This is a genomic window from Pseudomonas sp. PGPPP4, from assembly GCF_002256045.1.
Lineage (GTDB): Bacteria > Pseudomonadota > Gammaproteobacteria > Pseudomonadales > Pseudomonadaceae > Chryseomonas > Chryseomonas oryzihabitans.
This window is the reverse complement of sequence record NZ_NKID01000004.1, coordinates 171,143-193,258: the sequence shown is the minus strand read 5'-3', so window position 1 is coordinate 193,258 and position 22,116 is coordinate 171,143. Positions and strand designations below refer to the sequence as shown.

Below are 22,116 nucleotides of genomic sequence, written 5' to 3'. Positions count from 1 at the left end.
TCTGGAGTGCCTGCATGTCCATAGCCATCCTGCAGATGGTCAGCGGCCCCGCGGTGACGGCCAATCTGCGCGCCGCCGAGCGCCTGCTCGAACGCGCTGCCGGGGCGGGCGCGCGCCTGGCGGTGCTGCCGGAAAACTTCGTCGCCATCGGCCATCCGGCGCCCGCCGAGCTGGCGCGGGCCGAGGCGCTCGGTCAGGGCGAGATCCTGCCCTGGCTGTCCAGCCGGGCGCGCGAGCTGGGGCTCTGGGTGCTCGCCGGGACCCTGCCGCTGCTGCCCGACGGCGCCACCGAGGGCAAGCCCTGCGCCTGTTCGCTGCTGTATGACGACCAGGGCCGCCGCGTCGCCCGCTACGACAAGCTGCACCTCTTCGATGCCGACGTCAGCGACAGCCAGGGCAGCTATCGCGAATCCGACCACTATGCCGCCGGCGAGACCCTCACGGTGGTGGACACCCCGGTCGGCCGCCTGGGCCTGAGCGTCTGCTACGACCTGCGCTTTCCCGAACTCTACGGCGCCCTGCGCGCCGCCGGGGCGGAGCTGATCAGCGCGCCCTCGGCCTTTACCGTGCCCACCGGCCAGGCCCACTGGGAGCTGCTGCTGCGCGCCCGGGCGGTGGAGACTCAGAGTTATCTGCTGGGCGCCGCCCAGGGCGGGGTCCATGCCAATGGCCGCAGCACCTGGGGGCACGCCATGGCAGTGGATCCCTGGGGCGAGGTGCTCGCCGTCCAGGCCAGCGGCGAGGCGGTGCTGCTCATCGAGCGCGATGCCGAGCGCCAGGCGGCGTTGCGTCAGCGGATGCCGGTGACCCGGCACCGCCGCTTCCTGCCGGCGCGCCTGGCCGAACGGCAATGACCACCATTGGTCTTTTGCATCAGGGCACCGAGACTTCCGCGAGTAGGCTAGAGGCCAGGTCGCGACCCTTTCATCGTTCCGACGCCCACTGTGGCGTCGTCTGGAGTTTCCATGAGTGATTACTTGAATAGCGTCGGCTCGGCCCTGCTGGGTCCCGGCGGACTCGCGGTGGACGATCTGCAACCCGTGCTGCAGCGTCTGGCCGGTCCCGGCATCGACGCCGCCGACCTGTATTTCCAGAGCATCGTCTCCGAATCCTGGCTGCTGGAAGACGGCATCGTCAAGGAAGGCGGCTTCCACCTCGACCAGGGCGTTGGCGTGCGCGCACTGTCCGGCGAGAAGACCGGCTTCGCCTATAGCAACGCCATCACCGGCGAGGCCCTGGATCTGGCAGCCCAGGCCGCGCGGTCCATTTCCCGCAGCGGCGCCGAGGGTCAGGTCCAGGCGTTTCGCGCGGTGGAGCCGGCGCAGCGTCTCTATGGCCAGGACAATCCGCTGGACGTGCTGGATCGCGCCACCAAGGTCGCCTTCCTGAAGCAGCTGGACGAGGCGACCCGCGCCCTGGATCCGCGCATCCAGCAGGTCACCATCAGCCTGGCCGGGGTTTGGGAGCGCACCCTGGTGGCCGCGGTCGACGGCACCCTGGCCGCCGATGTGCGCCCGCTGGTGCGCCTGGGCGTCAGCGTCATCGTCGAGCAGAACGGCCGCCGCGAGCGCGGCAACAGCGGTGGCGGCGGTCGCTGCGACTACCGCTATTTCCAGCGTAACGACCGTGCCCTGGGCTACGCCCGCGAAGCGGTGCGCCAGGCGCTGGTCAATCTCGAAGCCACCGCGGCGCCGGCGGGCACCCTGCCGGTGGTGCTGGGCGCCGGCTGGTCCGGCGTGCTGCTGCACGAGGCGGTCGGTCATGGCCTGGAAGGCGACTTCAACCGCAAGGGCAGCTCCAACTACAGCGGCCAGCTCGGCCGCCAGGTGGCGTCCTCGCTGTGCACCATCGTCGACGATGGCACCCTGCCGGATCGCCGCGGCTCCCTGTCCATCGACGACGAGGGCACGCCCAGCGGCTACAACGTGCTGATCGAGAACGGCATCCTCAAGGGCTACATGCAGGACAAGCTCAACGCCCGGCTGATGGGCGTGGCGCCCACCGGCAATGGCCGGCGCGAATCCTATGCCCATCTGCCGATGCCGCGCATGACCAACACCTACATGCTGGCCGGCCAGAGCGATCCGGCCGAGATCATCGCCTCGGTGGAGAAGGGCATCTATTGCGCCAGCCTGGGTGGCGGTCAGGTGGACATCACCAGCGGCAAGTTCGTCTTCACCACCAACGAGGCCTACCTCATCGAGAACGGCAAGCTCGGTCGCCCGGTGAAGGGCGCCACCCTGATCGGCAACGGTCCCGAGGTCATGAACCGGGTGTCCATGGTTGGCAACGACCTGGCCCTGGATGCGGGGGTAGGGACCTGTGGCAAGGACGGCCAGTCACTGCCGGTGGGCGTAGGTCAGCCGACGCTGAAGATCGATGCCATCACCGTGGGCGGCACCGGCGCCTGATGCGGGCGCCGGCCGTGGCCATCGCGGACGGAAACCTAGCGCAGACCGCGCTGGGTTTCGTCGAGGGTGCGGATGTACTTGAAGACCTTGCGCGCCGCCGCCGGCGGCTTGTTGTGCGCCGCTTCGTGCTGGGCATGCCGCACCAGGCCGCGCAGGTGCTGGCGGTCGGTTTCCGGATAGAGCGCCACGAAGGCTTCCAGCGCCTGGTCGCCCTCGGCGATCAGGCGGTCGCGCCAGCGCTCCAGGGCGTGAAAGCGCTCGTTGTACTGCCGCGTCGAGGTGTCCATCTGGTCGACCAGCACCAGGATGGCTTCCAGGTCCTGGTCGCGCATCAGCTTGCCGAGGTACTGGACATGCCTTTTGCGCGCGATGTGCGTCTTGTGCTTGGGCGCCTCGGCCAGGGCCTTGCGCAGCGGATCGGTCAGCGGCAGGCGGTCCAGCTGCTCGGCCGGCAGCCCGGCCAGGCGTTCGCCCAGATCCTGCAGCGCATGCAGCTCGCGCTTGACCTGTGTCTTGCTCTTTTCGCCCAGCGGCGCGTCGTCGTCGTAAGAATCAACCATGAACTATGGGGTCCAGCTAAGAATGGGCGCCATCATAACGAGTTGCCGCACGGTTGTCCGGCCTGGCCGGCGCCGTCCGTAAGGAGAACGTCATGAATCGCAACGCCGCCGTGGGTCCCGCTGCGCTCCCCGAATTGCGCGAACAGGTCGAGGCCATCCTGGCCGAGGCCCGGCGCCAGGGCGCCAGTGCCGGTGAAGTGGCCGTCTCGGTCGACCAGGGCCTGTCCACCTCGGTCCGCAAGGGCGAGGTGGAAACTGTCGAATTCAATCGCGACCAGGGCTTCGGCATCACCCTCTATGCCGGTCAGCGCAAGGGCTCGGCCAGTACCTCCGCTACCGGTCCCGAGGCGATCCGCGAAACCGTGGCCGCGGCCCTGGCCATCGCCAAGCACACCTCCGAGGATCCCTGCGCGGGCCTGGCCGACGCCGAACTGATGGCGCGCGGCGAACTGCCCGACCTCGACCTCTATCATCCCTGGGACATCACCCCCGAGCAGGCCATCGAGCAGGCGCTGGCCTGCGAAGCCGCGGCCTACGCCGCCGACAGCCGCATCGGCAATGCCGACGGCACCACCCTCAACACCCACCAGAGCTGCCGGGTATACGGCAACAGCCACGGCTTCGTCGGCGGCTATGCCAGCACCCGGCACAGCCTGAGCTGCGTGATGATCGCCGGCAGCGGCGAGGCCATGCAGCGCGACTACTACTACGACGTCAATCGGATCGGCCACGAGCTGATGAGCGCCGAGGAGATCGGTCGCCGCGCCGCCGAACGCGCCGTGAGTCGCCTGGGAGCCAGGCCGGTGCCCACCGCCAAGGTCCCGGTGCTGTTTTCGCCGGAAATGGCCGCCGGCCTGTTCGGCACCTTTCTCGCCGCCATTTCCGGCGGCAACCTCTATCGCAAGTCGTCCTTCCTCGAAGGCGCCCTGGGCCAGCAGGTGTTTCCCGACTGGCTGACCCTGGACGAGCGGCCGCACCTGCCGCGCGCCCTGGGCAGTGCCGCCTTCGACGGCGAAGGCCTGGCCACCTACGCCAAGCCCTTCGTCGAGAACGGCCAGCTGGTGTCCTATGTGCTCGGCAGCTATTCCGCGCGCAAGCTGGGCCTGCAGAGCACCGCCAATGCCGGCGGCGTGCACAACCTGCACGTCAGCCATGGCACGGCCGATCAGGCCGAGCTAATCCGGCAGATGGGCACAGGCTTCCTGGTCACGGAAATGATGGGGCAGGGCACCAACCTGGTCACCGGCGACTATTCCCGGGGTGCCGGCGGCTTCTGGATCGAGAATGGCGAGATCCAGTTTCCGGTCCAGGAGGTCACCATCGCCGGGCGATTGGGCGACATGTTCCGCCAGATCCTGGCGGTGGGCAGCGACGTGGAACGCCGCGGCAGTCTGCGCACCGGTTCGGTCCTGATCGATGGCATGACCCTGGCGGGCAGCTAGAAGGGCGGTAGGAGCCGTCGCGATGAGGAAAATCCTGTCGAACGGGAGACAGCCCACCCCGTTACTCGTTAGTATCCTAGCAATGCACTAGGACATAGCCGTGCGGTCGAATCCGCTGACCGGACGGCCAAGGCTTCAGACGGTGCGCCGTGGCGCACCAGCCGTACACCCCATCGCCCAAGGGCGGTGGGTCCATACCAAAGCCACCATGGAGACAATCCGCATGCCGCATACTCTGCCTCAGCTGCCCTACGCCTACGACGCGCTGGAACCGCACGTCGATGCCCAGACCATGGAAATCCACCATACCAAGCACCACCAGACCTACATCAACAACCTGAACGCGGCGCTGGAAGGCACCGAGTTCGCCAACCTGTCGGCCGAAGACGTGGTTCGCCAGCTGGACAAGCTGCCCCAGGACAAGCGCGGCGCCGTGCAGAACAACGGTGGCGGCCATGCCAACCACAGCCTGTTCTGGACCGTGATGGCTCCCAACGCCGGCGGCAAGCCCGAAGGCGCCCTGGCCGAAGCCATCGAGTCCCAGCTGGGCGGCTTCGACGCCTTCAAGGAAGCCTTCACCAAGGCTGCCCTGACCCGCTTCGGCAGCGGCTGGGCCTGGCTGAGCGTCACCCCCGAGAAGAAGCTGGTGGTCGAGAGCACCGGCAACCAGGACAGCCCGCTGATGACCGGCAACACCCCGATCCTCGGCCTGGACGTCTGGGAGCACGCCTACTATTTGCGCTACCAGAACCGTCGTCCCGAGTACATCGGCGCCTTCTTCAACGTCATCAACTGGCCGGAAGTGTCCCGTCGCTACGAAGCGGCGCTGAACGCCTGAGTCGACGCCCAATGAAAAAGCCGCCCTCGGGCGGCTTTTTTTATCGGGGCTGCGACTGGCGCAGAGGGCCTGTCACTCACCCTCGTCGAAGTAGTTATTGATCAGCTCGACCAGGGCGCGCATGGCCTCGTCGCTCTGCTCACCCTCGGTTTCCAGCTGCAGGACCGTGCCCTTGCCGGCGGCCAGCATCATGACCGCCATGATGCTCTTGCCATCGACCGGCGATTCGCCACTACGGCCGACGCGGACGCTGGCGGGATAGCGGCCGGCCACGCCGACGAATTTGGCCGCCGCACGGGCGTGCAGGCCCAGCTTGTTGATGATGGTGATCTGTTGGGCAGGCATTGAGTCTGTCCTTGTCGAAACAAAACGGGCGTCAGAGATCGCGGTGACGGATCTGGACGTTCTTGAGCAGGTTCTTGAGTTCGCGACCCAGGCGATCGGCCAGATAGACCGAGCGGTGATGACCACCGGTACAGCCAATGGCCACGGTCACATAGGACCTGTTGTTGGCGGCAAAACGCGGCAACCACTTCACTAGGTAATCGCGGATGTCATTGTACAGGGTCTCTACCTCGGGCTGTTGCTCGAGATATTCCCGCACCGGGGCATCCAGTCCGGAAAAGTCGCGCAGGTCCGGTTTCCAGTAGGGATTGGGCAGAAAGCGCACGTCGAACACCATGTCGGCGTCCACCGGCAGGCCCCGCTTGAAGCCGAAGGACTCCACCAGATAGGCGGTGCCGGGCTCGGGGGCGTTCAGCAGGCGCAACTTGAGGATGTCGCGCAGCTGGTAGAGATTCAGGTGGGTGGTGTCGATCTTCAGATCGGAGAGGTCGGCGATGGGCGACAGCAGCACCTGCTCGTCGTGAATGGCCTCGGCCAGGGATCTTTCCTGGTTGGACAGCGGATGCCGGCGACGCGTCTCGGAAAAGCGCTTGAGCAGCGTCTGGTCATCGGCGTCCAGGTAGAGGATGTCGCAGCGGATGTTGCGGCTGCGCACCTGTTCGAGCAATTCGGGAAAGCGTTGCAACTGGCTGGGCAGGTTGCGTGCATCGATGGACAGGGCGACCTTGGGCTGCGGGCGCTCCATGTCGGTCAGGGCATGCTGGGCCAGATCGGGCAGCAGACTGGCCGGCAGGTTGTCGATGCAATAGAAGCCATTGTCCTCAAGCACGTTGAGCGCCGTACTCTTGCCCGACCCGGAACGTCCGCTCACGATGATGAGGTGCATGTCAGTGTCCGCTCTGGGCCTCGACGACGATCTGATAGAGCGCCTGGCTGTCCTTGGCCTTGCGCAACCGCTCGCGGATGTCGGCGCGATCCAGGATGCCGGCGATCTGGCGCAACAGGGTGAGGTGCTGTTCGGTGGCGGCTTCCGGGACCAGCAGGACGAACACCAGGTCTACCGGCGCGCCGTCGAGGGAGTCGAAGTCCACTGGTTGCTGCAGGTGGAAGAGCACGCACAGCGGTTGCTGCAGACCCGCCAGGCGGCAGTGGGGAATGGCGATGCCATTGCCGAAACCGGTGGAGCCCAGACGCTCGCGCGCCATCAGGCATTCGTGGATGTGCGCGGCGTCGTGGCCGGGCAGTTCCTGCGCGGCCAGTTCGGCGATGCGTTCCAGTACAGCGGCTTTGCTGCCGCCCGGCGCACCCGTCTGGGTGCGGCCGGGGGTCAGGATGTTTTCGAGTCTGATCATAAAGCGGCGATCGAAACCTCAGCGGACGCCGACGCCCTGCTGGCGTTCGATCGATTTTTCCTTGTGTTTAATCAGTTGGCGGTCGAGCTTGTCGGCCAGGAGATCGATGGCGGCATACATGTCGTCGTGCTCGGCATTGGCGACCACTGCGGCGCCGGCGACGTGCAGGGTGGCTTCTGCTTTCTGCTTGAGCTTGTCCACTTCCAGAATCACCTGGACGTTGGTAATACGGTCGAAGTGCCGTTCGAGGCGGGCGAGTTTCTCGCCGATGTAGTCACGCAGGGCTTCTGTCACTTCAAGCTGATGGCCACTGATGTTGACTTGCATACCGCTTCTCCTTATTGCCGGGCTACGATCGGCGAAGCTGCTCGCCGACATGACAAGGGTCGATCGAGGCACGGTCACATCAGGACGCGTCAGATGAGACGCTTGCGTTCGCTGGACGGAGCGATACCCAGGGATTCCCGATACTTAGCCACCGTGCGACGAGCGACTTGTATACCTTGCGATTCCAGTAAACCAGCGATCTTGCTGTCACTCAACGGCTTTTTCGCGTTTTCCGCCGCCACCAATTTCTTGATGATCGCGCGGATCGCGGTGGAGGAACATTCGCCCCCCTCGGCGGTGCTGACGTGGCTGGAGAAGAAGTACTTGAGTTCGTAGATGCCACGCGGGGTGTGCATGAACTTCTGGGTGGTCACCCGGGAGATGGTCGATTCGTGCATGCCCACCGCCTCGGCGATGTCGTGCAGGACCAGCGGCTTCATGGCCTCCTCACCGTATTCGAGAAAGCCCCGCTGGTGCTCGACGATCTGGGTCGCCACCTTCATCAGGGTCTCGTTGCGGCTCTGCAGGCTCTTGATGAACCAGCGCGCTTCCTGCAGCTGGTTGCGCATGTAGGTGTTGTCGGCGCTGCTGTCGGCGCGCTTGACGAAGCCGGCGTACTGGGGATTCACCCGCAGGCGCGGTACGGCTTCCTGGTTGAGTTCCACCAGCCAGCGCTCGTTGTGCTTGCGCACGATGACGTCCGGCACCACGTATTCGGCCTCGCCGGACTCGATCTGCGAGCCGGGCCGTGGGTGCAGGGTCTGGATCAGCTCGATGATCGGCTTGAGTTCGTCTTCCTTGATCTTCATGCGGCGCATCAGCTGCGCATAGTCGCGACTGCCGAGCAGATCCAGGTAGTCACCGACCAGGCGCTTGGCCTCGCCGAGCAGGGGGAGGTTAGCCGGCAGCTGGGCCAGCTGGATCAGCAGGCACTCGCGCAGATTGCGCGCGGCGACGCCGGCCGGTTCGAATTGCTGGACGCGGCGGAGCACCACCTCGACTTCGTCGAGATCGACTTCCAGCTCGGGATCGAGAGAGGCGTGGATGTCTTCCAGGCTTTCCTGCAGATAGCCATCGGTGTCGATGCCGTCGATGATCGCCAGGGCGATCAGGCGGTCGAGATCCGACATCGGCGCCAGGTTGAGCTGCCAGAGCAGGTGGGTCTGCAGGCTCTCGCCGGCCGAGGTGCGGGTGGTGAAATCCCACTCGTCGTCGTCGTTGCTGGGCAGGCTGCTGGCGCTGGTCTGGTAGATGTCTTCCCAGGCGGTATCCACCGGCAGCTCGCTGTCGCTGGGGATGCGCTCGCTCCACTCGGATTCGTCGGCCATCTCATTGGTGGCGACCGAGGTTTCCTTGAAATTGATTTCGGTGCCGCCGGGGTTCGCCAGCTCGTCGCCTTCAGCCGAGGCGTCGCTCTGGTCGAAGTCTTCACCTTCTTCCTGGCGTTCCAGCATCGGATTGGATTCCAGGGCTTCCTGGATCTCCTGCTGCAGGTCGAGCGTCGAGAGTTGGAGCAGACGTATGGCTTGTTGCAGCTGCGGCGTCATCGTCAGCTGCTGGCCCATCTTGAGGACTAGCGATGGTTTCATGGCTGCGGAAATACACCTTGTCTACCGACGCGAACAGCGCCACCGAACCTCGCGAACCCTGCGAGCGTTAGCAAATTATATGCCTTGTTTCCCCGGGTTTGCCTAGAGGCGGAATTCGTGGCCCAGATAGACTTCCTTCACCAGCTCATTGGCGAGGACTTCCTCGGCGGTACCCTCGGCGATGAGCTGGCCATCGTTGACGATATAGGCCGTTTCGCAGATGGTCAGGGTTTCCCGGACATTGTGGTCGGTGATGAGGACACCGATGCCCTTGGCCTTGAGGTGACGAATGATCTGCTTGATGTCGCCCACCGAGATGGGGTCCACGCCGGCGAAGGGTTCGTCCAGCAGGATGAACTTGGGCGCGGTGGCCAGGGCGCGGGCGATCTCGACACGGCGCCGCTCGCCACCCGACAGGCTCATGCCGCGGTTGTCGCGGATGTGGGTGATGTGGAATTCCTGCAGCAGGCTCTCCAGCTCACGGAGCCGGCCGGCCTTGTCCAGGTCCTTGCGGGTTTCCAGGATGCCGAGAATGTTGTCGGCCACGGTCAGCTTGCGAAAGATCGAGGCTTCCTGGGGCAGGTAGCCGATCCCGGCACGGGCACGGCCATGCATGGGCAGGGCGGTGACGTCCTGGTCGTCGATCAGCACGCGACCCTGATCGGCCTTGACCAGGCCGACGATCATGTAGAAGCAGGTGGTCTTGCCGGCGCCGTTCGGACCGAGCAGGCCGACGATCTGCCCGCTGTCGATGCTGACGCTGACGTCGCGAACGACCTGACGACCCTTGTAGCTCTTGGCCAGATGCTGGGCTTTGAGCGTAACCGTCATTGTCCCTGCCCCGACTGCTGCTGATCCTTCGGCTGGATGACCATGTCAATCCGCGGCCGCGGCGTGGTGACCTTGCTGCCGTTGGCGCGCCCGGCATTGACGATCTGGCGCTGGGTGTCGTAGACGATCTTCTCGCCTTCGAAGGTGTTGCCCTGTTGGACCACCTTGGCCTGGTCGATCAGGATGATGCGATTTTCCTGGGCGAAATACTGGATCGTCAGACCATAGGCCTTGACGATGTCCTTGTCCGCCGAGGGCTTCTGCTCGTAGTAGGCCGGTTTGCCCACTGCGGTGGCGACCTTGATGTTGCCCTGGTTGTCCTGGGTGAGGGTCACCGTGTTGCCGGTGATCTTCATGCTGCCCTGGGTGATGACCACGTCTCCGCGGTACACGGCCACGCCCTGCTTGTCATCGAGCTCGGCGCTGTCGGCCTGCACGCGGATCGGCTGGGTGCGATCGGTCGGCAGGGCCCAAGCCGCGGCACTGCCAAAGGTGGCGCCGAGGGTGAACAGGAAGGGGAGGGTTTTAACGAACCTCATGCTGGCCTCTTACGTTGGACAGCAGGAGCATTCTGCCGTCTTCTAAATACGCTTTCATGCCATTGGCCGTGGTCACCCCATTGGCGGCCTCGATTCTAACGGCTTGCTCGGTTTGCGCATATTGTTTGTCAGGAAAGACGGTCATGCGGGTGGTGGTCAACACCACCGGGCGGCCTTTCTCATCGGTACGCTCGACGCGCACGTCATCGATCAGCTCCGCCTGACTGCCACCGGGGGCGACCTCGGCGCGGGCACTGCGAATGTGCCAGGGATAGTCGGTACCGCGAAAGGCCAGCATGTCGGGGCGGGTCACCAGGGTGACGTCGGTCGCCTTGACGTGTTCGCTGCGCTCGGCCTTGAGTTCGTACTGGATCTTGCCGTCCAGGCGATACTGAATCGTCCGGGTATTGAGGGCATAGCCGTCGATGGCGCTGTCTTGCGGGGTCGACGAGGCCGGGGCATCGACGAAGCGCTGCGGCAGGATGTTCCAGTAGCCGATCGCGATGAGCGCGGCGGCGATCAGGACCAACAGCACGGGGCGGCGCAAGCTGCGAAACATGAGGGTACCTGTGGTGAGCCGCACCAGGGGGCGGCGGGTTGAACACGAGATGTCGGCGCATTTGGTCGAGCAGTATAACCCGGCCTACAGCACCCCGGCGCGTAGCAGGTCACCCATGTTGAGGGCGCCGATCGGGCGGCGCTCGTCATCGATCACCACCAGGGCGTTGATCTTGTGCTCCTCCATGATCTTCAGCGCCTCGGCGGCGAGCATCTGCGCCCTGGCGGTTCGACCACCGCGGGTCATCACGGTTGCGATCGCCGTGGTGCGCACGTCGATGCCGCGATCCAGGGCGCGACGCAGATCGCCGTCGGTGAAGATGCCGGCGAGACGGCCATCGGCGGCCAGCACGCTGGTCATGCCCAGGCCCTTGCGCGACATCTCCAGCAGGGCGTCGGACACCAGGGTGTCCTCGCCGACCTGCGGCAGATCGGCGCCGGCATGCATGACGTTTTCCACCTTGAGCAGCAGGCGCCGGCCCAGGGCGCCACCCGGGTGGGAAAAGGCGAAATCCTCGGCGGTGAAGCCGCGCGCCTCGAGCAGCGCGATAGCCAGGGCATCCCCCAGCACCAGGGCGACGGTGGTGGAGGAGGTGGGCGCCAGATTGAGCGGGCAGGCCTCGGTGGCGACGCTGGTGTCCAGGTTGACGTCCGCGGCCTTGGCCAGGGGCGAGGCGGGATTGCCGGCAAAGCTGATCAGCGGGACGCCCAGGCGCTTGATCAGCGGCAGCAGGGTCAGGATCTCGCTGGAGGTGCCCGATTGGGAGATGGCGATGATGACGTCATCGCGGGTGATCATGCCCATGTCGCCATGGCTGGCTTCCGCCGGGTGCACGAAGAAGGCCGGGCTGCCGGTGCTGGCCAGGGTCGCGGCGATCTTGTTGCCGACATGCCCGGATTTGCCCATGCCCAGGACCACGATGCGCCCGCGGCAGGCCAGCAGTCGGCGACAGGCGGCGGCGAAGCTGTCGTCGATGCGTTCGCCCAGGGCGGCCACTGCCGCTCGCTCTACATCTATGGTGCGCTTGGCGGAGGCGATGAAATCTATTGAGTCGGACATGGGTCAGAAGGCAGGTGACGGGACAATCGGAAATTATATGCGCAAAGCCGCGACACTCAGCAACGCCGCCCGTGGCTCAGGAGTCTCATTGGCAACGAATGCTATAGTGCCGCCCTTTTGCCGGGGCCGCCGAACGCGAGTGTCGCGTGCCCTGAAGCGGCGGAGCGGCGTCTCCCTGCACAGAGTTGAACCTTAGGAGTCTTGATGACCGTCGATAGCCCGTACGCCGTGGAGCTGAAGGGCGTTTCCTTCAAGCGCGGCACGCGTCTGATCTACGACCGGGTCGATATCCGCATCCCGCGGGGCAAGGTCACCGGGATCATGGGACCGTCCGGCAGTGGCAAGACCACCCTGTTGCGCCTCATCGCCGCCCAGTTGCGACCGAGCAGTGGCGAGATCTGGGTCAATGGCGCCAACCTGCCGCAGCTGTCCCGTGGCGAGCTGTTCGAGATGCGCCGGCAGATGGGCGTGCTGTTCCAGAGTGGCGCGCTGTTCACCGATCTCGATGTCTTCGAGAACGTGGCCTTTCCCTTGCGCGTGCACACCAAGCTGCCCGAGGAGATGATCCGCGACATCGTCCTGCTCAAGTTGCAGGCGGTGGGACTGCGCGGCGCCATCGAACTTATGCCGGACGAACTGTCGGGTGGCATGAAGCGCCGGGTCGCCCTGGCGCGGGCCATCGCCCTGGATCCGCAGATCCTCATGTACGACGAGCCCTTCGTCGGCCAGGACCCCATCGCCATGGGCGTGCTGGTGCGCCTCATCCGCCTGCTCAACCAGGCGCTGGGACTGACCAGCATCGTGGTCTCCCACGACCTGGCCGAAACCGCCAGCATCGCCGACTACCTCTATGTGGTGGGCGATACCAAGGTGCTGGGGCAGGGCACGCCGAAGGAATTGCGCGAATCGCCGGATCCGCGGGTTCGCCAGTTCATGCAGGGCATCCCCGATGGCCCGGTACCCTTCCACTTCGCCGCGCCGGATCTGCGCGATGCCTTGCTGGGGAAACACTGATGCGTAAGGTCTCCGCCATAGAGCGGATTCGTCGACTGGGCCGCGCCGGGCTGGACGTCGTGGCGGCCATCGGCCGCTCGGTCATCGTCCTGCTGCTGGCGGTGTTCGGTCGCGGTGGCGTGGGCAGCGGCCTGCAGCTGCTGGGCAAGCAACTCTATTCGGTAGGGGTGATGTCGCTGCCGATCATCGTGGTGTCGGGCTTCTTCATCGGCATGGTGATCGCCCTGCAGGGCTACAACATCCTGGTCAAGTACGGCTCCGAGCAGGCGGTGGGGCAGATGGTCGCCCTGACCCTGCTGCGTGAACTCGGCCCGGTGGTGACGGCCCTGCTGTTCGCCGGCCGGGCAGGCTCCGCCCTGACCGCCGAGATCGGCAACATGAAATCCACCGAGCAGCTGTCCAGTCTGGAAATGATCGGTGTGGACCCGCTCAAGTACATCGTCGCGCCGCGTTTCTGGGCCGGCTTCATTTCCATGCCGCTGCTGGCCGCCATGTTCAACGTGGTGGGCATCTGGGGCGCGGCCATGGTCGCCATCGACTGGCTCGGCGTCTATGACGGTTCCTTCTGGGCCACCATGCAGAACAGCGTGATGCTCAGCGACGTGCTCAACGGTGTGATCAAGAGCCTGGTGTTCGCCTTCGTGGTGACCTGGGTCGCCGTCTTCCAGGGGTATGACTGCGAGCCCACCTCCGAAGGCATCGGCCGCGCCACCACCCGTACCGTCGTCTATGCGTCGCTTGCCGTGCTCGGCCTCGACTTCATTCTTACCGCCCTGATGTTTGGAGATCTCTGATGCAAACCCGCACCCAGGAAATCGGTGTCGGACTCTTCCTGCTGGCCGGCGTGCTCGCACTGCTGCTGCTGGCGCTGCGGGTAAGCGGTCTGACGATGAGCGACCATCACGATACCTACAAGGTCTACGCCTATTTCGACAACATCGCCGGTCTCACCGTGAGATCGCGGGTGACCATGTCGGGCGTGACCATCGGCAAGGTCACCGCCATCGATCTCGACCGCAACAGCTACCGTGGCCGGGTCACCATGCAGATCGACAAGCAGGTGGACAACCTGCCGACCGACTCCATCGCCTCGATCCTGACCGCCGGCCTGCTCGGCGAAAAGTACATCGGCATCAGCGTGGGCGGTGACGAGCAGGTGCTCAAGGAAGGCTCGACCATTCGAGATACACAATCCTCGCTGGTTCTCGAAGACCTGATCGGCAAATTCCTGCTCAATTCGGTCAATAAAGACTCTTCCGCCAATAAATGATGAGAGGCTTTTCCATGCTCAAGCTACTTCGTCACGGAGTGATCGCGATCCTGGCCCTGCTGCCTCTGGTGTCCCAGGCGGCGCCCTCGGCCCACGACGTGATCCAGCAGACCACCACCACCCTGCTCAGCGACCTCGAGACCAATCGCGACCGGTATCGCAGCAGCCCAGAAGCCTTCTACGAATCGCTCAACAACATCCTCGGCCCGGTGGTGGATGCCGAAGGCATCTCGCGCAGCATCATGACCGTGCGCTACAGCCGCAGCGCCTCGCCCGAGCAGATGGCGCGCTTCCAGGAAAACTTCAAGCGCAGCCTGATGCAGTTCTATGGCAATGCGCTGCTGGAGTACAACAACCAGGGGATCCGGGTGCTGCCCGAAGGGCCGTCCGACGGTCCCGATCGCACCAGCGTGGGCATGGAGGTCAAGGGCAACAACGGCGCCGTGTACCCGGTGCAGTACAGCATGGTCAAGCAGGGCAACGAGTGGAAGGTGCGCAACGTCATCATCAATGGCCTGAACCTCGGCAAGCTGTTCCGTGACCAGTTCGCCCAGGCGATGCAGGAAAACGGCAACGACCTGGACAAGACCATCAACAACTGGGCGGGCACCGTGGCCAAGGCCAAGGATTCTCCCGAGGCCCAGAAGGCCAAGGTCGGTTCGTGAGTCGCGCCGCCATCACCGGCGAAGGCGCCCGACTGCAACTGTCGGGCGTGCTCGATCACGCCAACGTGCCCACCCTGCGCGAGCAGGGCAGGGCGCTGATCGGCCAGGGCAGTGGTCCGCTGGTGCTCGATTGCGCCGGTGTCGAACGCTCCAACAGCGCCGGCCTCGCGCTGTTGCTGGCCTGGCTGCGCGATGCCCAGGCCGCGGGGCGCCCGCTGACCATCGCCAGCCTGCCTTCCGAGTTGCGGCAGATCGCCGACGTCTCGGATGCCCTCGCCCTGCTGCCCCTGGCGGAAGACGCGCACGGGTAGCGGTCATCGCAGTCGCCGTACAGCCGGTTTTTTTGTATGATCGCCGGCTGTACTAGATTGCCGAGGTGCCGCCATGCAGGCCCAAGAAGTCAAAAGCCTCCTGGAGGCAAAACTGGCCGATACCCAGGTCGAAGTGGAAGGCGAGGGCTGCAACTTCCAGCTCTACCTGATCAGCGACGAGCTCCAGGCACTCAGCCCGGTCAAGCGTCAGCAGCAGGTCTACTCCCATCTCCAGCCGCAGATCGCCGATGGCAGCATCCATGCTGTCACCATGAAATTCTTCACCCGTGCTGCCTGGGCCGAACGCGCCTGATTCGCAGCGCCGAGAACTCGCTATGGACAAACTGATCATTACCGGCGGCAACAGCCTGAACGGTGAAATTCGCATTTCCGGGGCCAAGAACTCCGCCCTGCCGATCCTGGCCGCGACCCTGCTCGCCGACACCCCGGTGACCATCGCCAACCTGCCGCACCTGCACGACATCACCACCATGATCGAGCTGTTCGGCCGCATGGGCGTCCAGCCGGTGATCGGTGAAAAGCTCAATGTCGAGGTCGATGCCTCCAGCATCAAGACCCTGGTCGCGCCCTATGAGCTGGTCAAGACCATGCGCGCCTCGATCCTGGTGCTGGGTCCAATGGTCGCCCGCTTCGGCGAGGCGGAAGTCGCCCTGCCCGGTGGTTGCGCCATCGGTTCGCGGCCGGTCGATCTGCACCTGCGTGGCCTGGAAGCCATGGGTGCCAAGATCACCGTCGAAGGCGGCTACATCAAGGCCAAGGCGCCGGCCGGCGGCCTGCGCGGCGCCCACTACTATTTCGACACCGTCAGCGTGACCGGTACCGAGAACGTGCTGATGGCCGCCACCCTGGCCAAGGGCCGCAGCGTCATCCAGAACGCCGCTCGCGAGCCCGAGGTCGTCGACCTGGCCAACTGCCTGATCGCCATGGGTGCCAACATCCAGGGCGCCGGTACCGACACCATCACCGTGGAAGGCGTCGAGCGCCTGGGTGGCGCTACCTATTCGGTGTTGCCGGACCGCATCGAGACCGGCAGCTACCTGGTCGCCGCCGCCGCCACCCGCGGTCGCGTCAAGCTCAAGGACACCGATCCGACCATCCTCGAGGCCGTGCTGGCCAAGCTGGAAGAGGCCGGTGCCCACATCGCCACCGGCAGCAACTGGATCGAGCTGGACATGAAGGGCAATCGCCCCCGCGCGGTCAACATCCGCACGGCGCCTTACCCGGCGTTCCCCACCGACATGCAGGCCCAGTTCATCTCCATGAACGCCGTCGCCGAAGGCACCGGTACCGTGGTCGAGACCATCTTCGAGAACCGCTTCATGCACGTTCACGAGATGGTGCGCATGGGCGCCAACATCGCCATCGAAGGCAATGCCGCCATCGTCACCGGCGTGCCCAGCCTCAAGGCCGCCCCGGTCATGGCGACCGACCTGCGCGCCTCGGCGAGCCTGGTCATCGCCGCCCTGGTGGCCGAAGGCGATACCCTGATCGATCGCATCTACCACATCGACCGCGGCTACGAATGCATCGAGGAGAAATTCCAGCTGCTCGGCGCCAAGATCCGTCGCACGCCCAAGTAAGGACCTCCGATGCTGACCATCGCCCTGTCCAAGGGCCGTATCCTCGACGACACCCTGCCGCTGCTGGCGGCGGCGGGGATCGCTCCGACCGAGAATCCGGACAAGAGCCGCAAGCTCATCATCCCGACCACCCAGGACGATGTGCGGCTGCTCATCGTCCGCGCCACCGATGTGCCCACCTATGTGGAGCATGGCGCCGCGGACCTGGGCGTGGCCGGCAAGGACGTGCTGATGGAATACGGCGGCGATGGCCTCTATGAGCCGCTGGACCTGCGCATCGCCCGCTGCAAACTGATGACCGCGGGCGCCGTGGGCGCTCCGGCGCCGCGTGGCCGGCTGCGGGTGGCGACCAAGTTCGTCAATGTCGCCAAGCGCTACTATGCCGAGCAGGGTCGTCAGGTCGACATCATCAAGCTGTACGGCTCCATGGAGCTGGCACCGCTCGTGGGCCTGGCCGACAAGATCATCGACGTGGTCGACACCGGCAATACCCTCAAGGCCAACGGGCTCGAACCCCAGGAGCTGATCGCCCATATCAGCTCGCGCTTGATCGTCAACAAGGCCTCGATGAAGATGCAGCATGGCCGCATTCAGGCCCTCATCGAGACCCTGAGACACGCCGTCGAGGCGCGCGGCGCCTAAGTTCTGGCTGGCATGCCGAATGCCGGCCAGGACTGCTTCCATCCCTCCAGCTTCGCCTATCCGTGCCATAGCCAAATTGTCGGGCGCCCACACGGAGCCGGCTGTTACTCTCGGGCGCCCCTTTCGCTCTCCTGAAGAGGATCCGCCATGACCGCTCCGCTCGCCATCCGCCGACTCGCCGCCGCCGCTCCGGATTTCGCCGAGCATCTGGATCATCTGCTGAGCTGGGAAGGGGTGTCGGATGCCGACATCAACCAGCGGGTCCTGGCGATCATCGCCGACGTGCGCCACCAGGGCGACGCCGCGCTGCTCGAATACACCCGGCGCTTCGATGCCGTCGAGGCGACCGCCATGAGCGATCTCATCCTGCCGCGCGCGCGTCTGGAAGAAGCCCTGACCCGCATCACGCCGGAGCAGCGCACCGCGCTGGAAGCCGCTGCCGAGCGCGTTCGTCGTTATCACGAAAAGCAGCGCCAGGATTCCTGGCAGTACCAGGAGGCCGACGGCACCGTGCTCGGCCAGCAGGTCACTCCGCTGGATCGTGCCGGGCTCTATGTGCCGGGGGGCAAGGCCTCCTATCCCTCCTCGGTGCTGATGAACGCCATTCCGGCCAAGGTCGCCGGCGTAAAGGAAGTGGTCATGGTGGTGCCCACGCCCCGTGGCGAGGTCAACGAACTGGTGCTGGCCGCCGCAGCCCTGGCCGGTGTCGATCGCGTCTTCACCATCGGTGGCGCCCAGGCCGTGGCCGCCCTGGCCTATGGCACCGAAAGCGTACCCCCGGTGGACAAGATCGTCGGCCCTGGCAACATCTATGTCGCCACCGCCAAGCGCCACGTGTTCGGCAAAGTCGGCATCGACATGATCGCCGGCCCGTCGGAGATCCTGGTGGTCTGCGACGGCCAGACCGATCCCGACTGGATCGCCATGGACCTGTTCTCCCAGGCCGAGCACGATGAGGACGCCCAGGCCATCCTGGTCAGTCCGGACGCCGCCTTCCTCGACGCCGTGGCGGCCAGCATCGCCCGTCTGCTGCCGGAGATGGAGCGCGCCGAGATCATCCGCGCCTCCCTGGAAGGCCGTGGCGCCCTGATCCAGGTCGCCGACATGGCCCAGGCCATCGAGGTGGCCAACCGTATCGCCCCCGAACACCTGGAATTGTCGGTCGCCGAACCCGAGCAATGGCTGCCCAGCATCCGCCACGCCGGCGCCATCTTCATGGGTCGCTACACCGCCGAGGCCCTGGGCGACTACTGCGCCGGTCCCAATCATGTGCTGCCGACCTCGGGCACCGCGCGCTTCTCCTCGCCGCTGGGCGTGTACGACTTCCAGAAGCGTTCCTCGATCATCCACTGCTCGGCCACGGGCGCTTCCGCGCTGGGTCGGGTCGCCTCGGTGCTGGCGCGTGGCGAGTCCCTGACCGCCCACGCCCGCAGTGCCGAATACCGTATTCAGGAGGAGCAGGCATGAGCGAACTCTGGAGTCCCTTCGTCAAGAACCTGGTGCCCTATGTGCCGGGTGAGCAACCCAAACTGACCAACCTGGTCAAGCTCAACACCAACGAGAATCCCTACGGTCCGTCGCCGCGGGCGCTGGACGCCATTCGCGCCGCGGCCACCGACGACCTGCGCCTCTACCCCGACCCCAACGGTCAGGCGCTGAAGGATGCCGTCGCCCGCTACTACGGCCTTCAGAGCGACCAGGTGTTTGTCGGCAACGGCTCGGACGAGGTGCTGGCGCACATCTTCCTGGGTCTGTTCGGCCATGGCCGCCCAATCCTGTTTCCGGACATCAGCTACAGCTTCTATCCGGTCTATTGCGGCCTCTACGACATCGCCTTCGAGACGCCGGCGCTGGACGAGGATTTCCAGATCGTCCCCGAGGACTATCTGCGCCCCAATGGCGGGATCATCTTCCCCAACCCCAATGCGCCGACCGGCAGCGCCCTGGCGCTGGACGCCATCGAGCGCATCGTCGCCGGCAATCCGACCTCGGTGGTGGTGGTGGACGAGGCCTATGTCGACTTCGGGGCCGAGTCCGCGGTCGCCCTGATCGAGCGCCATCCCAACCTGGTGGTGACCCAGACGCTGTCCAAGTCCCGTTCCCTGGCCGGTCTGCGGGTAGGGCTGGCCTTGGGACAGGCGCCGCTGATGGAAGCCCTGGAGCGGATCAAGAACAGCTTCAACTCCTATCCGCTGGATCGCCTGGCCCTGGCCGGCGCGACCGCGGCCTTCGAGGATCGCGCCTATTTCGACGAGACCTGCCGGCAGGTGATCGAGAGTCGCGAAGCGCTGGTGGGCCAGTTGCTGGAGCGTGGCTTCGAGGTCCTGCCCTCGGCCGCCAACTTCATCTTCGCCCGGCATGTGCAGAAGGGCGGCGCGGCGCTGGCCGCGGGCTTGCGCGAGCACGGCGTCATCGTGCGCCACTTCAGCCGCCCCGAACGCATCGCCGACTTCCTGCGCATCACCATCGGCACGCCGGCGCAGAATCAGGCGCTGATCACGGCCCTCGACACCCTCTGAACCTCGTTCGCGGCTAGGCTCTGTTCGAAAGGTCGCCGAGCGATGGTCAGGCGAGGCGAAAAGCGCTGAGGAAGCGGAGTTTACGAGTGGTAAATTAGCATTCCGAAGCGCTTTTCAACGAAGCATCACCGAGCGTAGGCACTTTACGTACAGAGCCTAGCGCGCCTTCTCCATCAGGGGGCGCATCCCGACGGTAACCTTGACCTGCACGGTCTTGTCCTGGCGCAGCACCTCGATGGGGATGCTGTCGCCAGGTTGCTTGCGGGCGATCTGGTTCATCGCCAGCCGGCCGTCCCTGATCGGTTGGCCAGCCAGCTTGACCAGCACGTCGCCCGCGCGCAGACCGCCCTTGTGCGCCGGTCCATCGGGATCGATGTCCGTTACCACGATGCCCTGGTCGACCTTGAGGCCATAGGTCTTGACCAGCTCCGGGGTGATCACCTCCACCGCCACGCCCAGCCAGCCACGGATGACCTGGCCGTGCTGGATGATCGAGCGCATGACCTCCATGGCCAGCTTGATCGGGATGGCGAAGCCGATGCCCTGGGAGCCGCCGGAAAGGATGGCGGTGTTGATGCCGATCAGATTGCCGCTGGCATCCACCAGCGCGCCGCCGGAATTGCCCAGGTTGATCGCCGCATCGGTCTGGATGAAGTCCTCGTAGGTATTGAGACCCAGCTGGTTGCGACCGGTGGCGCTGATGATGCCCATGGTCACCGTCTGGCCGACGCCAAAGGGGTTGCCGATGGCCAGCACCACGTCGCCGATGCGGATGGCGCTCGAATCGCCTACCGAGATGGCCGGCAGATTGGGCAGGTCGATCTTGAGCACGGCCAGATCGGTGGCGGGATCGCTGCCGATCAGCTTGGCCAGGGTCTGGCGGCCGTCGGCCAGCGCCACGACGATGGACTCGGCGTCCAGGGTCACGTGATTGTTGGTCAGCAGATAGCCGTCATGGCTCATCAGCACGGCGGAACCCAGGCTGAGTTCTTCCACCGGCTTGGTCGCGCCCTTGCGGTCGCTGGCCGTATCTCCGGCCTTGCCCGGCTTGGCCGCCTTGGTCGAGCGCAGCGACACCACCGCAGGCGCGGCGCGACTGGCCGCGTCGGCGTAGGAAACCGGTCCTTCCTGGCGCGAACTGGCGGGCGCCTGGGCGGCCTCGAACAGCGGTGGCTGGGCGGGCAGGCCGAGCCACTGGGGATAGCGCTGCATGATCAGGGCTGCAACGAGCAGACCGCACAGCACGGGCCAGCCGAGATAACGCAAAGCCTTGTACATCGATCACATCCTTGAATTTGTCCACCCGGGGTGCGCCGGATAAGCTGGCGGCCATTATAAGGAGCGGCGCCAGCCGAAGACACGCTGGCGCCGCCAACGAGGAGGTAAGCCGCACGTGACCCTGTCCCTTGAGCAACTGGTAGAGACCGCCGACCGCTACCTGGAATCGGCCCGGATCCAGGATTATTGCCCCAACGGCCTGCAGGTCCAGGGCCGTGAGCAGGTGCGCCTGCTAGTCAGTGGCGTCACGGCTTCCCAGCAGCTGCTGGACGCCGCCGTCGCCGCCGGTGCCGATGCCATCCTGGTGCACCATGGCTATTTCTGGAAGAACGAGGATGCCCGCCTCATCGGCATGAAGCACCGGCGGATCAAGACGCTGCTGAGTCATGACATCAGCCTGCTGGCCTACCACCTGCCCCTGGATGTCCATCCCGAGGTGGGCAACAACGTCCAGCTGGGGCGCCGCCTGGGGCTGCAGGATATCCGGCCGCTGCCAGGGGATGCCAAGGGACTGATCTGGCAGGGGGAGTTGCCGCAGGCGCAATCCGCCGCGGACTTCGGTCGCCAGGTGGCGGACGTGCTGCAGCGCGAGCCGCTGGTGGTCGACGGCAGGCGGGCGATCCGGCGCCTGGCCTGGTGCACCGGTGGCGCCCAGGGCTATATCGACCAGGCCATCGCCGCCGGGGTGGATGCCTACCTGACCGGCGAGGTGTCCGAGCAGACGGTGCACAGCGCTCGCGAGAACGGCGTGAGTTTCTTCGCCGCCGGCCACCATGCCACCGAGCGCTATGGGGTGCAGGCACTGGGCGACCATCTGGCCGCGCAGTTGGGGATCCAGCACCTCTTCATCGACTGCGGCAATCCCGCCTGAGCGTCATAAGCATAGAACTTCTGGTTCTAAATAGCCTGGCGGGCCATAACTGTTGCCTATGGTAAGGTTGAGGTTCGTCCACGGCCCGCTCTG

26 protein-coding genes are annotated in these 22,116 nt (G+C 65.4%); 15 read left to right on the top strand and 11 right to left on the bottom strand.

The features are described 5' to 3' along the window. The first annotated feature begins 14 nt into the window (after window positions 1–14). Both CFE50_RS09150 and tldD read left to right on the top strand, forming a co-directional pair. Window positions 15–854 (top strand): carbon-nitrogen hydrolase family protein, encoded by an 840-nt coding sequence (locus CFE50_RS09150; RefSeq protein ID WP_145249542.1) that lies wholly within the window; start codon window positions 15–17, stop codon window positions 852–854. Between the two features lie 111 nt (window positions 855–965). Continuing rightward, entirely contained in the window at window positions 966–2,411 is a 1,446-nt protein-coding gene (tldD, locus tag CFE50_RS09145) for a metalloprotease TldD (RefSeq protein ID WP_145249540.1), read from the top strand. 35 nt (window positions 2,412–2,446) lie between these two features. Here the strand turns inward: tldD and yjgA are convergent, their stop codons facing one another. After that, window positions 2,447–2,971 carry a ribosome biogenesis factor YjgA gene (gene yjgA, locus CFE50_RS09140; RefSeq protein ID WP_007159525.1) on the bottom strand — a complete coding sequence of 175 codons (525 nt, stop codon included), beginning with the start codon at window positions 2,969–2,971 and terminating at the stop codon, window positions 2,447–2,449. A gap of 92 nt (window positions 2,972–3,063) precedes the next feature. Here yjgA and pmbA point away from each other — a divergent pair, with 92 nt between their 5' ends. Together pmbA and CFE50_RS09130 are read left to right on the top strand one after the other, a co-directional pair. Further along, window positions 3,064–4,413, top strand: coding sequence for a metalloprotease PmbA (gene pmbA, locus CFE50_RS09135; RefSeq protein ID WP_027597095.1), 1,350 nt, complete (start codon window positions 3,064–3,066; stop codon window positions 4,411–4,413). Window positions 4,414–4,636: 223 nt separating this feature from the next. Beyond that, window positions 4,637–5,251, top strand: a complete 615-nt coding sequence (locus tag CFE50_RS09130) for a superoxide dismutase (RefSeq protein ID WP_007159523.1) — start codon at window positions 4,637–4,639, stop codon at window positions 5,249–5,251. Between the two features lie 72 nt (window positions 5,252–5,323). Here CFE50_RS09130 and CFE50_RS09125 read toward each other — a convergent pair whose 3' ends face one another. From CFE50_RS09125 to CFE50_RS09085, 9 genes are all read right to left on the bottom strand, one after another. Further along, on the bottom strand, window positions 5,324–5,596 hold the full coding sequence (locus CFE50_RS09125) for an HPr family phosphocarrier protein (protein ID WP_007159522.1): 273 nt from the start codon (window positions 5,594–5,596) through the stop codon (window positions 5,324–5,326). A gap of 31 nt (window positions 5,597–5,627) precedes the next feature. Continuing rightward, entirely contained in the window at window positions 5,628–6,482 is an 855-nt protein-coding gene (gene rapZ / locus CFE50_RS09120) for an RNase adapter RapZ (protein ID WP_278439448.1), read from the bottom strand. Window position 6,483: 1 nt separating this feature from the next. Further along, window positions 6,484–6,948, bottom strand: a complete 465-nt coding sequence (ptsN, locus tag CFE50_RS09115) for a PTS IIA-like nitrogen regulatory protein PtsN (RefSeq protein ID WP_007159520.1) — start codon at window positions 6,946–6,948, stop codon at window positions 6,484–6,486. Window positions 6,949–6,966: 18 nt separating this feature from the next. Next, entirely contained in the window at window positions 6,967–7,275 is a 309-nt protein-coding gene (hpf, locus tag CFE50_RS09110; protein WP_007159519.1) for a ribosome hibernation-promoting factor, HPF/YfiA family, read from the bottom strand. Between the two features lie 89 nt (window positions 7,276–7,364). Next, window positions 7,365–8,864 (bottom strand): RNA polymerase factor sigma-54, encoded by a 1,500-nt coding sequence (locus tag CFE50_RS09105; RefSeq protein WP_286732885.1) that lies wholly within the window; start codon window positions 8,862–8,864, stop codon window positions 7,365–7,367. Between the two features lie 102 nt (window positions 8,865–8,966). Then, a complete protein-coding gene (gene lptB, locus CFE50_RS09100; RefSeq protein ID WP_027597094.1) occupies window positions 8,967–9,695 on the bottom strand; it encodes an LPS export ABC transporter ATP-binding protein in 729 nt (242 codons plus the stop codon). Then, entirely contained in the window at window positions 9,692–10,234 is a 543-nt protein-coding gene (lptA, locus tag CFE50_RS09095) for a lipopolysaccharide transport periplasmic protein LptA (protein ID WP_007159516.1), read from the bottom strand. Before lptA ends, lptB begins: the two co-directional genes overlap by 4 nt. Next, window positions 10,221–10,793 carry an LPS export ABC transporter periplasmic protein LptC gene (gene lptC, locus CFE50_RS09090; protein ID WP_007159515.1) on the bottom strand — a complete coding sequence of 191 codons (573 nt, stop codon included), beginning with the start codon at window positions 10,791–10,793 and terminating at the stop codon, window positions 10,221–10,223. Before lptC ends, lptA begins: the two co-directional genes overlap by 14 nt. An 84-nt stretch (window positions 10,794–10,877) precedes the next feature. Continuing rightward, entirely contained in the window at window positions 10,878–11,852 is a 975-nt protein-coding gene (locus CFE50_RS09085) for a KpsF/GutQ family sugar-phosphate isomerase (RefSeq protein ID WP_007159514.1), read from the bottom strand. Window positions 11,853–12,056: 204 nt separating this feature from the next. Between CFE50_RS09085 and CFE50_RS09080 the strand changes: the two genes are divergently transcribed. From CFE50_RS09080 to hisC, 10 genes are all read left to right on the top strand, one after another. Next, complete coding sequence (locus CFE50_RS09080; RefSeq protein WP_027597091.1) at window positions 12,057–12,866, top strand: ATP-binding cassette domain-containing protein; 810 nt, start codon at window positions 12,057–12,059, stop codon at window positions 12,864–12,866. After that, window positions 12,866–13,660, top strand: a complete 795-nt coding sequence (gene mlaE, locus CFE50_RS09075) for a lipid asymmetry maintenance ABC transporter permease subunit MlaE (RefSeq protein ID WP_278439453.1) — start codon at window positions 12,866–12,868, stop codon at window positions 13,658–13,660. Before CFE50_RS09080 ends, mlaE begins: the two co-directional genes overlap by 1 nt. Further along, window positions 13,660–14,136, top strand: coding sequence for an outer membrane lipid asymmetry maintenance protein MlaD (gene mlaD, locus CFE50_RS09070; RefSeq protein ID WP_007159511.1), 477 nt, complete (start codon window positions 13,660–13,662; stop codon window positions 14,134–14,136). Before mlaE ends, mlaD begins: the two co-directional genes overlap by 1 nt. A 14-nt stretch (window positions 14,137–14,150) precedes the next feature. After that, complete coding sequence (locus CFE50_RS09065) at window positions 14,151–14,801, top strand: MlaC/ttg2D family ABC transporter substrate-binding protein (RefSeq protein WP_286732878.1); 651 nt, start codon at window positions 14,151–14,153, stop codon at window positions 14,799–14,801. After that, window positions 14,798–15,112 carry an STAS domain-containing protein gene (locus CFE50_RS09060; RefSeq protein WP_007159509.1) on the top strand — a complete coding sequence of 105 codons (315 nt, stop codon included), beginning with the start codon at window positions 14,798–14,800 and terminating at the stop codon, window positions 15,110–15,112. Before CFE50_RS09065 ends, CFE50_RS09060 begins: the two co-directional genes overlap by 4 nt. Before the next feature lie 73 nt (window positions 15,113–15,185). Continuing rightward, window positions 15,186–15,425 (top strand): BolA family protein, encoded by a 240-nt coding sequence (locus CFE50_RS09055; protein WP_007159508.1) that lies wholly within the window; start codon window positions 15,186–15,188, stop codon window positions 15,423–15,425. 22 nt (window positions 15,426–15,447) lie between these two features. Next, window positions 15,448–16,713 (top strand): UDP-N-acetylglucosamine 1-carboxyvinyltransferase, encoded by a 1,266-nt coding sequence (gene murA / locus CFE50_RS09050; protein WP_007159507.1) that lies wholly within the window; start codon window positions 15,448–15,450, stop codon window positions 16,711–16,713. A 9-nt stretch (window positions 16,714–16,722) separates the two neighbouring features. Next, window positions 16,723–17,355, top strand: a complete 633-nt coding sequence (gene hisG / locus CFE50_RS09045) for an ATP phosphoribosyltransferase (RefSeq protein WP_007159506.1) — start codon at window positions 16,723–16,725, stop codon at window positions 17,353–17,355. 147 nt (window positions 17,356–17,502) lie between these two features. Continuing rightward, entirely contained in the window at window positions 17,503–18,822 is a 1,320-nt protein-coding gene (hisD, locus tag CFE50_RS09040) for a histidinol dehydrogenase (RefSeq protein ID WP_241809578.1), read from the top strand. Continuing rightward, window positions 18,819–19,874, top strand: coding sequence for a histidinol-phosphate transaminase (hisC, locus tag CFE50_RS09035; protein WP_278439459.1), 1,056 nt, complete (start codon window positions 18,819–18,821; stop codon window positions 19,872–19,874). Before hisD ends, hisC begins: the two co-directional genes overlap by 4 nt. Window positions 19,875–20,030: 156 nt before the next feature. Here hisC and CFE50_RS09030 read toward each other — a convergent pair whose 3' ends face one another. Further along, on the bottom strand, window positions 20,031–21,152 hold the full coding sequence (locus tag CFE50_RS09030) for a S1C family serine protease (RefSeq protein ID WP_173150465.1): 1,122 nt from the start codon (window positions 21,150–21,152) through the stop codon (window positions 20,031–20,033). 115 nt (window positions 21,153–21,267) lie between these two features. Between CFE50_RS09030 and CFE50_RS09025 the strand changes: the two genes are divergently transcribed. Beyond that, a complete protein-coding gene (locus CFE50_RS09025) occupies window positions 21,268–22,023 on the top strand; it encodes a Nif3-like dinuclear metal center hexameric protein (RefSeq protein ID WP_286732868.1) in 756 nt (251 codons plus the stop codon). Window positions 22,024–22,116 lie beyond the last annotated feature (93 nt).